This is a genomic window from Flavobacterium aquicola, assembly GCF_003385115.1.
Classification (GTDB): domain Bacteria; phylum Bacteroidota; class Bacteroidia; order Flavobacteriales; family Flavobacteriaceae; genus Flavobacterium; species Flavobacterium aquicola.
Window position 1 is genome coordinate 202,254 of record NZ_QUNI01000006.1, and the last position, 12,625, is coordinate 214,878.

Annotated in this window: 12 protein-coding genes; all 12 read right to left on the reverse strand. The window is 37.1% G+C overall.

Annotated elements, in window-relative coordinates; translation table 11 throughout:
* Nucleotides 1–12: 12 nt before the first annotated feature.
* The 12 genes from C8P67_RS12225 to C8P67_RS12285 all read right to left on the reverse strand — a co-directional run bounded on the left by C8P67_RS12225 (nucleotide 13) and on the right by C8P67_RS12285 (nucleotide 12,591).
* On the reverse strand, nucleotides 13–2,010 hold the full coding sequence (locus tag C8P67_RS12225; RefSeq protein WP_115813459.1) for a TonB-dependent receptor plug domain-containing protein: 1,998 nt from the start codon (nucleotides 2,008–2,010) through the stop codon (nucleotides 13–15).
* 69 nt (nucleotides 2,011–2,079) lie between these two features.
* Nucleotides 2,080–2,925: a hypothetical protein gene (locus tag C8P67_RS12230; RefSeq protein ID WP_245980435.1), complete on the reverse strand. Its 846-nt coding sequence runs from the start codon at nucleotides 2,923–2,925 to the stop codon at nucleotides 2,080–2,082.
* Between the two features lie 125 nt (nucleotides 2,926–3,050).
* Nucleotides 3,051–3,395, reverse strand: coding sequence for a hypothetical protein (locus C8P67_RS12235; protein WP_245980436.1), 345 nt, complete (start codon nucleotides 3,393–3,395; stop codon nucleotides 3,051–3,053).
* 158 nt (nucleotides 3,396–3,553) lie between these two features.
* A complete protein-coding gene (locus C8P67_RS12240) occupies nucleotides 3,554–4,831 on the reverse strand; it encodes an alginate export family protein (protein ID WP_245980437.1) in 1,278 nt (425 codons plus the stop codon).
* A 10-nt stretch (nucleotides 4,832–4,841) separates the two neighbouring features.
* Complete coding sequence (locus C8P67_RS12245; protein WP_115813561.1) at nucleotides 4,842–5,483, reverse strand: SCO family protein; 642 nt, start codon at nucleotides 5,481–5,483, stop codon at nucleotides 4,842–4,844.
* Between the two features lie 38 nt (nucleotides 5,484–5,521).
* A complete protein-coding gene (locus C8P67_RS12250) occupies nucleotides 5,522–6,214 on the reverse strand; it encodes a formylglycine-generating enzyme family protein (protein ID WP_245980445.1) in 693 nt (230 codons plus the stop codon).
* Nucleotides 6,215–6,307: 93 nt separating this feature from the next.
* Nucleotides 6,308–6,685 carry a c-type cytochrome gene (locus C8P67_RS12255; protein WP_115813462.1) on the reverse strand — a complete coding sequence of 126 codons (378 nt, stop codon included), beginning with the start codon at nucleotides 6,683–6,685 and terminating at the stop codon, nucleotides 6,308–6,310.
* Between the two features lie 418 nt (nucleotides 6,686–7,103).
* Nucleotides 7,104–8,594: a copper-containing nitrite reductase gene (nirK, locus tag C8P67_RS12265; protein ID WP_115813464.1), complete on the reverse strand. Its 1,491-nt coding sequence runs from the start codon at nucleotides 8,592–8,594 to the stop codon at nucleotides 7,104–7,106.
* A gap of 126 nt (nucleotides 8,595–8,720) precedes the next feature.
* Nucleotides 8,721–8,963 carry a cytochrome C oxidase subunit IV family protein gene (locus C8P67_RS12270; RefSeq protein WP_147298229.1) on the reverse strand — a complete coding sequence of 81 codons (243 nt, stop codon included), beginning with the start codon at nucleotides 8,961–8,963 and terminating at the stop codon, nucleotides 8,721–8,723.
* Nucleotides 8,964–8,965: 2 nt separating this feature from the next.
* Complete coding sequence (locus tag C8P67_RS12275) at nucleotides 8,966–9,547, reverse strand: cytochrome c oxidase subunit 3 (protein ID WP_115813466.1); 582 nt, start codon at nucleotides 9,545–9,547, stop codon at nucleotides 8,966–8,968.
* A 197-nt stretch (nucleotides 9,548–9,744) separates the two neighbouring features.
* On the reverse strand, nucleotides 9,745–10,710 hold the full coding sequence (locus C8P67_RS12280; RefSeq protein WP_115813562.1) for a DUF438 domain-containing protein: 966 nt from the start codon (nucleotides 10,708–10,710) through the stop codon (nucleotides 9,745–9,747).
* A gap of 105 nt (nucleotides 10,711–10,815) precedes the next feature.
* Nucleotides 10,816–12,591 carry a nitric oxide reductase activation protein NorD gene (locus C8P67_RS12285; RefSeq protein ID WP_115813467.1) on the reverse strand — a complete coding sequence of 592 codons (1,776 nt, stop codon included), beginning with the start codon at nucleotides 12,589–12,591 and terminating at the stop codon, nucleotides 10,816–10,818.
* Nucleotides 12,592–12,625: the final 34 nt, after the last annotated feature.

Below are 12,625 nucleotides of genomic sequence, written 5' to 3' on the forward strand. Positions count from 1 at the left end.
TAATTTTCTCTTTTAAAATCCAAAACTTAGGTTCATAAAAAAGTTTCTTCCTTTTCGGGGTATATTATTCCAATCTGAAAAAGTGGAATAATAAGTATCCAAAATGTTTTCGACACCCGCTTTTAAACCCAATTTGCTTTTATCCAAAACAAAACTATAGCCTGCCGAAGCATTCAAAATAGCATAACTTGGCGTTCTGTCTTCACCATAAAACGGATTATATTGTGACTGCACAGCATTTCCCTGAACACCTATTTCGGATGTAAATTTATTAATGTGATACTGAACAGAAGATGCATATCGCAACGGACTAATAAATGGCAGATTATCCTGATGATTGTCTTTTCCGTAGCTGTAAACCAATTTTCCTGTCCATTTTAAATTTGACATTAACTGATATTCTAAACTAAAATCGGTATTGAAAATTGTCGCATAATCTAATGCTGTATAGATTTTTACTCCCGATGCACCAATGGTCATGGGAATTAAGGAATCATCGGGTTTACCTACAATATAATTAGAAATATGAAAATATGAGGACATTAATTTTGCGCTGAATTTTTCGGTGGCAAAACCAATAGATGCGTTTCCTTCCAATGAACTTTCGTTTTTCAATTCTGGATTTCCAATATAATCGTAGCGGTCAAAACTATTGAACAAATAGAACCCATACCCTTCAGAAACCGATGGTGCACGATCTCCGTAAGCCAATCCTAAACTATAGGAAAAATAACTTTTATCTACTAAATAAGCAGCTGAAAAACTCTTTAAAATACGATTCTTACTATCCTTCATATCGGGATAAAAAATCTGCAGACTTTCCAGCCCCAATTCGTTGGATACTTTATTGAAATGGTTTGCAATACTGGCAGTGAATTTAAAACTCGAATGACAATTCAGCACATAATTATCTTCTAAAAAAAGAGCATTATAAAGCGTCCTGACATCTGGCCAAGTATACATAAACATTAAGTTTTCACTAGGATCTGATGGATACATTGTCATACTCGCAATCGAGCGGTTGTAAAACGAATTCAAATCAGCTGTAAAATGGTGTGCATTATAAACGCCGTTCACTTTAGAATAAAACCCGTAGGTATCACTCCAGCCCGGCATATCCATATGTACAGGAACAAAAGGCCGTTTTGTATCATCCATTTTGTGCGTTACGGTATTGTAATAGATTTTGGTTTCCCACTTTTCCAGCAATGGCAATTTTGGAGCATATTCGTATTTTAAAGATGTGATCAAGGCTTCCGCCAAAGAAACATCCATAGGAAGCGCGGGATATCCAACATCAGTAGCCTTATCATAAATTACCGAGGCTTCAATCAATTTATTTTCTTTAAAAGAAAAACCCGAAGTTCCTGAAATATTGAATTTTCGAAATTGAGAAAACAGAACTTCCTCATGATTTCCGGCGTCATAATTTCCGGCATCCCGAAACATAAAATCGGTATCGATATAGAATTTAGAAGCTGTATAATTAATAGCCGTACCCAGAATCTTCTGATTGCTATTGGTTTCATAACCCGAATTCAGCGTTGCCTCCCAGCCCGAATCGGAAAAACCGCTTCTGTTTCTCTTTAAATCAATAGCCCCTCCTATCGTGGCTCCGTGACAGCTGCCTTGCTGTCCTGACTCAATTGTCGCTTCGGATAAATTTGAAACCTCAACATACGAAGTTATAGGATCCATTTTATCGGTACACGCACCAAAAACACGCATACCATCAATAGTTACAAGCGTCCGTTCGGTAGCCATACTATTAAGCAGCGGTTCCCATGCGTAACCGCCTCTTTTTACCATATCAACTTTTCCTGACTGTTGCAAATAATCATCTACTGTAGTCAATGGCTTAGCTTGTTTTTGAGACAGCTGCGTTTTTTTTCCAATAACAATTACTTCGGTAAGTGTTTTTGGAGCAAGGGTATCCACTGCTTTTTCTTGAGCCAGAAGAGGAATTGCAATGTGGAAAAAGAAAAATATTAGAATTAAAAGCTTTTTCATCTAGTCGAATTATAAGATTTTAAAAAAGGCCAAAATGATTTTTTTTTGGCCCTTCACTAAAATTCCAAATTAGAATTCTAACTCAAAATAAATACTGCTTGCAGGAACAGATTCTGTAATCGCTTCACCTTTTAAAACCTCATTATTTGCATTCAAAAGCTGTAAATTAATTTTCCAATAGCCAGTCATAGTAAGAGACATTTTTCCGTGGTATAATTTATCAGCAGCTGCTTGGGTCAAATCTACGTTATTAGGCGAACCGTGATTTCCCATACTTGGCATTCTTGGATCAATTTTAATTTTAAAATTATCAACCACAGAAAAATCCATCATTGACTCCATTTTATAAAGACCAACCGTCATTTCGTTCAAAGCCACTTTCGGGTGATGAGGCTCAGCATAGGCCAGAATATACTTTACATTATCGGTACCAGTAAACGAAGTCACTCTTTGTTTCGCCGAAGCCGGAACATCAATAATTGAAGTTGCTGTATAAGCCGTTCCATTAATTGAATAATCAATTTTCAAATCCCAATATTCGGTGGCATTTTGTGCCATTTGGAAAACAATTGTTCCTTTATAAACGGTACCGCTTGTGCCAGCTGTTTCAATTGCCGATTTTGGACAAGAATGTGTAATCATTTTCATGTGCATTAACGGAAGCCAGCTAATCGCAGCATTTTGTATGTATTTACCAGATGCATTATCCTTAATTTTCAAGGAAATTTCATTATATCCCTGCTGTACTGGCTGGTGCGAGTACAATTCTATTGTATGATTTGTATTTGTAATTTCCTTGAACTTTGTAAGCCCTTCCAATTCGTTTACAGTAGGAGCTGTGTCATCTGAGGAACATGAACCAAAAGTTAAGGCTATACATATTATTGCAATTATATTTTTTATTTGAAATTTCATTTTCTTAATTTTTATTTTTTTTAAACAATACATCATCATGGTATGTATCAAAAACAATTATTTTAATACAAACCACATCAGTTCACTGCTGCAAACAACAGAGAATTAGTAAACAGATCTAAATTTTAAGAAATAAAAATAGGAGGACGAAACACAGTATCACTATTCAGATAGAAGTAAAAGTCAGAATAGCGAGGGTTTGTTTTTTTGGTATAAGAAAAATAAAGAGTGCTTATTTTAAACGATTTAATTTCTTCAAAAAATAACACCTCTATAGGCTGCGTTGAGCCTTTTTTATCCGATGATTTTGGATTTTCTGCGTCAGAGGCTTTGGCAAGTTCTTTCATCAAATGACATTTACCATTACAATGCATTTGAGGTTTTGCCTTGTTTTCGCAGAGCACTTTTGAAATATATTCATAATTCACCACGTACTCAACAACCGGAAATATCGGTTTTAGCAGCATCATTAGTACGATTATGAATATTATTTTTTTCACGTTGCAAAAATATACATTAATATTTTAAACTTTGGTCTTAAAATACATATTACAAACAGGATATTTCATTGAAATAAAAGGGGCTTCCAATTTCGAAGCTCCTTTTACATTTTCAATAGAATCAATAATTATTTTTTATACGAAAAAATCTGAGGGTTTACATTAATACATAACCATCCCCAATTATTAGTATGATCCACATCACCGCCTTTTAATCGCTGCATTGTATCACTTGCAAACATCTGCGAATAACCACCAGTTAAGTTTACAAATTTATGAACTGCATAACCAGCCGTAAAATCGATTTCAGTTCCAAGATAGTCGTCCATTTTGTTTCCGCTAGCATCCAGAACTGTATTGGCTGCATTAAAAACGTGCGGCAATAAGCCAAACTGCCATTTGTTCACGTTATAACCAAATTTCAAAAATGCATCCTGCAGTCCCACCGAATTTTTATGATTACCTACATAGAAATAATCCATATAACCATTTAATCCGTGGTTAGTTCCAAAAAGAGGATTGAACGATTTTATGTCGGTACTGGAATTGTCTTGCCCTTTCCCTGAAAGAAACTCATAACCCAAACCTGCTTTGAATTTATCGGTTACAGCATAATTGAAATTAAGCGCTGCATCAAAAGCACTTACGGAATAAGTATTGTTTTTTCCGGTTTGTCCATAAAACCATAGATTTCCGTCCCAAGATTTGCCTTTGGTATTCATATAAGTACCAAAAGTCTGCATATAATCCACTTTCAACTCGGGTGTTGGTGTTGGGATTGGGGCTGTTAATTTATTTTCGTAACCAGTGTTTAAGAACAGCAAACTCATATTTAATTTACCTAATTCGGTATGATACCAAGCGTACTGCATTGCTTTGTAAGTAGCAACTGTGTATTGTACAGCAATATCTGATTCTCCGTTTGCATTTAAGGCAAAACCTAAATCCAAGTGGTTTTTGATGTTTTTATAAGTTACCGATACAGCGTCGTGGCTTTGCGCCTGCGGTGCCCAATCGGCTTCACCAAGGATACGCTGATTGTCGTACGAAATTACCTGACGTCCTATGCGGGTACTCCATTTTTCATTGAAATTGTATTGTGCCCAAGCCTCAAAAATCTGAATTCCGTTAACATCCGATTTGGTATTTGGCGCTACATCACCCCAGATGCGGACATTCTGCATAGTAAATTTGGTAACAAATTGATCCTGCTTGAAATTCAAATTCAAACGCGCTCTGGAATTTATAAACTGAGCCGGTGCTTCTCCATACGGAATTGGAGCTCTATAACCATTTCTAAACTCGTAACGAGGCTTAATCTGCAAGTTGGCATCAAACTCTTGAGCAAAAGCATTCACACTGGCAATAAGAACAACTCCCAGTATCATTTTTTGAAACATCTTCATTTGTGAAATTTTAATTTAGTTTGGTAGATTCTTCAGTAATTTTATTGATCGTAGCATCCGAGTTCACACCCAATCCTTCCTGCTGATAGACTAATTCGCCTTCGGCATTAAAAACGCTTATGATATTGGAATGAGAGAAATCCATCGGAGATATTTTTTTGTAATTAACAGCCAAAACTGCTGCAAACTCTCTGGTATTTTCTTCTGTCGAACGCAAGAATAGCCATTGATCACCTTCCATTTTATTTTCAATCGAAAAGTCTTTTAACCTTTTTGGCGTATCCACTTCTGGGTCAATACTCACTAGCACCAGTTTTACATTTTCCTTGACATCACTTGGCAGACGCGATTCGATATTACGCATATCAGCCACAAGACGCGGACAAGCCGATTTACAGGAAGTATAAATCATGACCATTACGAGTACTTTCCCCCTTAAATCTTTCATTTCAATATTCTGCCCGTTTTGTGTGGTCCACTTTGACGGCAAATTGTAAATCGACAAGTCAGAAATAGGTTTCTCCTTAGCAGTACTTTCTTTTTTGTTACAGCTTTGAATAACTAAAAAAAAAGCAAAAATGGGTAAAACAAGTAAAAAATACCATGCTGTTTTAAAAATCCCTTTACGATTTTGGTCTAAAATACCTTTCATATTTTTGATTGGTTTTGGTTGGTTTAAGAAAGTACGAATTAATCTTTGGCACATCTAAAACCTAAGTTTCTTGTAGTATAATTTGCTTTAAGACTTCCCCTAAAAGCGTAACGCATAAAAGCGGCATAATTCATCAAATCGGTGGCGTTTACTGATCCGCTTCCGCAAAAAAGGTTCTTGTCGGTAGCTTTGTCTTTTCTGGATTCTCCCGAAAGGAAAATGCTGTTGAAGTCAGCCGTCCATTCCCAAACCAATCCATGCATATCGTAAACTCCCCAGTAATTTTTGAAAGTTTTCCCTATCGGATTCGCATAGGCATTTGGCTTTTCATACCAAGACATAATGTATTTATTGAATTCTTCTTTGGTGCGGGCATCCACCCTTTTTTCATCGGCCATCGCCACAAATTCCCATTCATCCATAGTAGGCAGTCTTTTGCCTTGGCACTCGCAATATTTCTTGGCAGCAAACCACGAAACATTTGTTATTGGTGCATTACTTAGATTATTTTTTCCAAAATCAAAATCACTTTTCCACTGAGACAGATAACTTTTATCGGCAAATAATCCTTTCATTTTAGATCGGCTGTATTCTGGATATTTCTTCACAAAAGCCAAATATTGCTCATAAGTAACTGGGTAAACATCCAGCTTGAATGGCGCAACTTTCACCGGTTTTTTGTTGGTAGCACCATAAAGGGGGACAAAAGTCCCCCCATCTATAGCTGCCATATTAACATCTTGAGCACAAAGAGAACTTATAAATAATAAAAAGAAAATTGCTGTTTTTATTCTTGAAATCATTACTCTTTGGCTTTAGTTATATTATTTTCTTTGGGCTTTCACCATCGCTACAGTCACCACTTTTTTGGTGTTACCCCAGTTTGCGTAAACGTAAGTCAATACGTCAGCAATCTGCTGGTCACTCAAAGCCTGCGGAGGCATCGCAGTTGTGTATTTTTTTCCGTTTACGGTAATCGGAGCATTAGACCCTTTGATTACTTGTTTGATGGCGCGGTTCACGTCAGCATTCAAATAATCCGATTTTGCCAATGGTGGAAATGCACCTGGAATTCCAGCACCTGTCGCCTGATGACAGGCAATACAGGTTTTGGTATAAACTCCTTTTCCTTTATTTACATCTTGGCTAAAGCCTTTCAAACCTAATCCCATCATTGCGATGCAAAGAATATACTTTTTCATTGTTTTTTTATTATTAGTTATTTTTTTTTTTGAAAATTTTAAACTGAATTTGATTTTTATTTTTTGGAGCAGAAAGATTGTGCATTTTCAGGAAGTTTTGACCCGCTATCCGTTGCAATCTTGTGTGCCGAACCCCGGCACACAAGGATTTTCACTTCTATCGGGGCTAAAAGGGAACATTCTGCTTTTTTACGAGATTTCTAAAAATTAAAAAAACGAGTTCAGATGATTTTATTAAACTTAGCTATATGCTCTACGAATGAAGCTTTTCAACATTCCAATAATCCTCAAACTTGTCATGCTGACGGAGGAAGCATCCCCACAAGTAGCTCCATAACGAATAGGACTTAGTTTGCGGACATACTAACGAAGATTCCTCCTCCGTCGGAATGACAATAATGGGTATAACCATTGTGTATTAATGTTCTCCCGTTGCTTTAGGAGCAGGTTTTGCTCTCACAGCTTTTACCATTTGAGGAGTAACTGTTGTTTTGTTATTACTCCAGCTGTTGTAAACATAAGTCAATACATCAGCAACTTCTTCATCGGTTAAATTCTGGCTCGTCATCACATTATTGAATTTCTTTCCATTTACTGTAATTTCACCGCTCAATCCGTGTAATACAGCACTAATTGCTCTACTAGGATTCGCATTCAGGAAATCTGATTTTGCCAATGGAGGAAACGCATTTGGAACACCCTGCCCTTCCGATTGGTGACAGGCAAAACAAGTTCTTCCAAACAATTCTTTACCCGATTTAATTTGTTCAGGAACTGTTTTGGCAACAATACTTTTTGCAACGCCATTTTCTTTTGGCATGTTTTGAATCGTACCGCCTTCAGGCAGGTAAATTCCTTCTTGAATTGTTCCTGAATATACTTTTTTGTTTTCCTCCCCTTCTACTTTCAGCATTCCAAGAGCTCCTTTGTTGAATGCTCTAAAAATAGAGTGATCCACTAAGATAAATGTACCAGGAACGTCTACTTTAAATTCCACAATCGCAGAACCTCCAGCCGGAATCAATGTTGTCTGTACATTTTTGTTAATCATTTCTCCTCCTTCGATGTGTACTTTGTCAAAAATCTCACCAATTACGTGGAATGAAGAAACCAAATTAGGACCTCCATTACCCATAAAAATACGTACTGTTTCGCCAACTTTGGCAGTAATTGCTTTGTCTCCGGCAACAGCTCCCACTTTTCCGTTGAAAACCACATAATCAGGCTCTTCCTTGATAGCTTTATTCATGTCAAACGGCTGTTTGCCTTGTTCTCCATAAGCACCTTTGGTATAGAAATCCCCTTGCATGATGTAGTATTCTTTGTCCACTGGTGGCAATCCTCCTTCTGGTTCAACCAAAATCAAACCGTACATTCCGTTTGCAATGTGCATTCCCACTGGAGCTGTCGCACAATGATACACATACAAACCTGGATTTAAAGTTTTGAAATTGAATACTTTTTCGTGTCCTGGTGCTACCAATGATGATGTTGCTCCTCCACCTGGTCCTGTCACAGCATGCAAATCGATATTGTGAGGCATTTTATTGTCTGGATGGTTTTTGAGATGAAATTCAACCTCATCACCCACTCTGGTTCTGATGAAACTTCCTGGAACGGAACCTCCAAAAGTCCAATAGGTATATTTTACCCCATCGGCCATTTCTCCTTCCTGTTCTTTGATTTCCATATTTACGACCAATTTCATTGCTGGTCGGTCACCTACTGGTTTTGGAACCAAAGGCGGAGCTGTCAATTCGGCTTCTTTTTGGCCTTCAACTTTAATTTTTTCATAATACTTGGCATCGTGTTCTTCTTCTTTTTTACCGCATGAAGTAATACAAAATACTGCAAGCAATACCAAGGTTTTCAAGCCAAAGTGTTCGCTAAATTTTAATGGTCTTTTCATTTTTATTTTTGGTTTTAGAATAGATTTTAATTACGGACAATTATATCTTTTATAGTGTAAAATTAAAATATCAGTTTCAAAAAAAGGATGATAAATATCATATTCCTTAACTTTTTTTTATGATTCTCACTTTAACGAAATAACCAAAACTGTGAACAAAACTAATGTAAGCGTCAAACTAATTTTCCAAAACGAATGCGCTTTCTTCAATTCCATAAACTGAAAAGCCACTAATAGGAATTTAACCACCGCAAACAGCATAATCAAAGGAGCAACAACATCTGAACTCCCATACCAACCAACCATGCAAACAACTGTAAAAGTGACTATTAACAATAAAATATAGACTAAAATTAATGATTTTTCCATAATTAAAAAAATAAATAAAGAATTGGAAATAACAGTAACCAAATCAAATCACACATATGCCAAAAAGCTCCGCAAGCTTCAATATCTTCAACTGTAGTATCAGAATTTTTCTTAGTCATTCCGTAGTTTGTCCACACCAAAATGACCAATCCCATAATCACGTGGATAACGTGAAATCCAGTCAACAGCCAATAAAAGGTGTAAAACATATTGGTGTCCAAAGTAATCCCACTTTCTATTTTATGGTAATATTCAACGCTTTTTAATGCCAAGAATAAAAATCCGCCAAGCATTGCCAATTTAAAATACAAAGAAGATTTCTTAACTTCGTTTTCTTTGAACAAATGCACAGCATTGGCCATAAAAAAACCGCTGGTCAATAAGAAAATAGTGTTCACTGTTCCGAAAACCGTATTCAATTCCATTCGCGACTCATGAAAAACTGTGGCGTTCTCGGTTCCGTAATACACAAATGCCAGCAATGCCATCCCGAAAGTGATGAGTTCCAAAAAAATGATGATCCACATCAGGATGCCTCCAGGGGGATAGTAGATGTTTTTGTAGTTTATTTTTAAACTTTCCATTTGATTTTAGATTGAAGATTAACGATTTTAGATTTATGATTTTGTGCTAAACGATAGAGGAATAATCAAAGATTTTAGATATTGAAAAACGAAGTCGATTATTTCAGCTTTTTCTTTTGTGGATAATGCTTAAAAAACTAATCTTTCTGCTTCAAAATCAGAAACCAAAAATCGTTAATCAAAAATCAGAAATCTTTTCATTCCCAATCCAACAAACGTTTTTCACCGTCAATTTTCTTAATATCGGTGATATCCTGCGACATTTCGATTACGCCTTTGTAGTTTTTATTAGCATCCCTCACGGCAAAATAGCGGATGTAAATCAATCTATCTTTATAGTTGATCCAAAACGAGGATTCATTTTGAGTTCCTTTGCGGAATTCTTCGAGGATTTTCAGCACCGTTCCCACGCTTTTTGGCGGATGGCAAAACTTCACTTCACGACCAATGATTCCTGCACTTCTCGGAAAAACTCGTTCTTCTCCTCGATTGTAGAAAATGACCCTGTCGTTTTCATCCACATAAGTCAAGTCCAACGGCATCGTTCTCAAAAGCAGATTCACTTGCTCCACGGTCATATAACCTTCGTCGTAATGCGAGGTATTTTCCAACGAAAAAGGCATTTCCCTCACGGTGAAATCTTCACTTGGGTGAATGTATTCGACTTTTGGGAAAGACGGTGGCGTTTGTGAAAGCATCCAGCCGATTTCCTCTTCGCCTTTGCGCATTTCGATCCAATCATTTTCGGTAAGAATATCTAGTGCATTTGGGAACAGCACATTTTCCTCCACACCCAACAATCGATAGATTCCGTCCACCAAAAAAGTAGTATTAGTTGCTATTCTATCGGGATTGTTCATTTTGACATAGTACTGAATCAAGCGGATTTGCTCTCTCAAATTATCGTGGAAAGACCACATTCCCTGCGACGGACCAACCCAGCCTTTTTTTTCCAAAAAAGGAAAAAGCTGATTTTCCTTGCGAGCAAAACGTTTCTCTATCGTTAGCAGTTGATTGAATATGTTGGTATATTTTGGTAAATCAATCGCTGGGTCAACATTTTTGATCTCTTCCAAAAGAGACACTATTAATTCTTTTTCCTGAAAGTAAATCCAAACGGGATGACCTTCGGGCAATACTGGGGTATCTGTTGTATCTGTCATTTTAATTAAATTTTGAACCATTTTATTTTAACCATTTAAGACATCCAAGGGCATTTAAGCGTGCCTTATATGGAACTTATATGCCTTATATGGTTAATGATAGTCTTATTTTTGGTGCTTTATCTTCTCATATAATTTCACTAGCGACTGCAACAGCACGACGGGAGTTGTCAAAATCTGGTAGTGGTTTTGCCCGAACATTTGGGGCAGATAATATTTGGCTTCAGCCTCGATGGCTAGTGCGTAGGAATTGATATTTTTTGAATTGAGTTCCCGAAGGGCCTGTTTTACGTCATTAATTCCATATTTCCCTTCGTATTTATCGTAATCGTTGGGTTTTCCGTCAGAAATTAAGATAACCCATTTGTTTTTGGTGTTTCGTTTGTCGAGGCGCACTCCCGCGTGTCGCAAAGCCGACCCGATTCGGGTGTAACCACTGGGTTCCACAGCTCCTACTTTGTGTTTGGCGACGTTCCAATTTTCGTCAAAATCCTTGATGGTTAAATAAGTCGAGTAATTTCGGGTTTTGGAATAAAAGCTGTCAATCGAAAAATCGATATTGAACTCGTTTAGTATTTCCCCAAACAAAATCGAAACTTCTTTCTCCACATCAATCACACGGTTTCCGGAAGCATATCCATCACTCGAAAGGCTGATATCCAACAGAATCAGAATCGACAAATCCTTTTCTTTCTTTCTATTCGAAACATAAATTTTGTCCGATGGTGTTCGTCTGGAATGCACATCTACATACAAGTCGGTAATGGCATCGATGTCGAATTCATCGCCTTGGGTTTGTCGTTTTTGCTGTTGCATTTTGTTGTTAACATTCGTCAGCATTTTGCGCAAGCCCATCAGCGTGGAGGCATTCTTTGTAATTGTTTTTTGGTAATAATCGCTGTCGGTTTTTAACTGTAGTTTTGGATATACTTTGCAAAAATTTGTTTTGTAACTGTTTTTGGCAAAATCCCATTCATCATAACTGTGGTGAAAACCTTTTTCGTCCACCGAAGCACTTTCTGAAATCGTGGTGTTCTCAATAAAATCTGCCTGATACACGGAATGCGCCGTGTCGTCAACTCGGACTGTGAATTTCATATTGAGTTCCTCCAAAGCATCCTGATGATCTTCAAGTTCATCCGAACCGTCAAAATCACGCCAATTTCCATTGAATTCCTCTGCCGTTTCCACTTTTTCAAAATTATGGAGCATCACATAATCCTCCTGTTGTTTTTTGTCAAGTTCGACCGTAACCACTTCCTCAACGGCCTGTGCTTTCAGTGTTGTTAAGGGCTGAATTTCGTTAGGTTTTTGAATCTTGTCTGAGAAATTTTGCAGTTCATTTTCAGTTTCGACAACCACTTCATTCTTCATCCATTTGCCAAAAAGAAAAGAAAAATCAGGTTCGTTTTTGGCATCCTGTTTTTCGATAAAATGTTTTTTGGCTTTCGCCAAAAACTCTCTGTCAAACGAAAATTCTTCAAACAAAATCGAAAGAATTGCTTCGGAGGTTTCCAATGCTTTTTGTTGCGAAAGAAATAAACTTGGCTCTGCATCTTCGGGATTCCAATTTAAGTTTAAACGCTGTTGAATACTTAAATACAAAATCCTAAAGTGATAAAAAGCTAGATTTTCTTCAATCGTAGAGAATTCGGCATACGAAACGGGGAGGAAAAAATTATTGTTTTTGTACCCTCCTTCCCTTTCGGCAGGAAATATTTCGATTGGATTTCCCGTCAAAGCACGCGCCATTATCGTCAGACGTGACTGTATCTTCGCAAGCGTAACCGTTCTGGCTTCCACTTCGGGACTTATTTTTTTTCGGCTTTTTAAATGCTTAAAAAACTTCCCGACTAAATATTCATCTATCTCGAAACCCATTTTTTCAGTATTCAGTTCTCAGTATTCAGTTGGC

What these genes read in the sequence shown, in the direction of transcription:
- C8P67_RS12225 (WP_115813459.1), bottom strand. Translation starts at nt 2,010, where the DNA reads ATGAAAAAGCTTTTAATTCTAATATTTTTCTTTTTCCACATTGCAATT.
- C8P67_RS12230 (WP_245980435.1), bottom strand. Translation starts at nt 2,925, where the DNA reads ATGAAATTTCAAATAAAAAATATAATTGCAATAATATGTATAGCCTTA.
- C8P67_RS12235 (WP_245980436.1), bottom strand. Translation starts at nt 3,395, where the DNA reads ATGATGCTGCTAAAACCGATATTTCCGGTTGTTGAGTACGTGGTGAAT.
- C8P67_RS12240 (WP_245980437.1), bottom strand. Translation starts at nt 4,831, where the DNA reads ATGAAGATGTTTCAAAAAATGATACTGGGAGTTGTTCTTATTGCCAGT.
- C8P67_RS12245 (WP_115813561.1), bottom strand. Translation starts at nt 5,483, where the DNA reads ATGAAAGGTATTTTAGACCAAAATCGTAAAGGGATTTTTAAAACAGCA.
- C8P67_RS12250 (WP_245980445.1), bottom strand. Translation starts at nt 6,214, where the DNA reads ATGGCAGCTATAGATGGGGGGACTTTTGTCCCCCTTTATGGTGCTACC.
- C8P67_RS12255 (WP_115813462.1), bottom strand. Translation starts at nt 6,685, where the DNA reads ATGAAAAAGTATATTCTTTGCATCGCAATGATGGGATTAGGTTTGAAA.
- nirK (WP_115813464.1), bottom strand. Translation starts at nt 8,594, where the DNA reads ATGAAAAGACCATTAAAATTTAGCGAACACTTTGGCTTGAAAACCTTG.
- C8P67_RS12270 (WP_147298229.1), bottom strand. Translation starts at nt 8,963, where the DNA reads ATGGAAAAATCATTAATTTTAGTCTATATTTTATTGTTAATAGTCACT.
- C8P67_RS12275 (WP_115813466.1), bottom strand. Translation starts at nt 9,547, where the DNA reads ATGGAAAGTTTAAAAATAAACTACAAAAACATCTACTATCCCCCTGGA.
- C8P67_RS12280 (WP_115813562.1), bottom strand. Translation starts at nt 10,710, where the DNA reads ATGACAGATACAACAGATACCCCAGTATTGCCCGAAGGTCATCCCGTT.
- C8P67_RS12285 (WP_115813467.1), bottom strand. Translation starts at nt 12,591, where the DNA reads ATGGGTTTCGAGATAGATGAATATTTAGTCGGGAAGTTTTTTAAGCAT.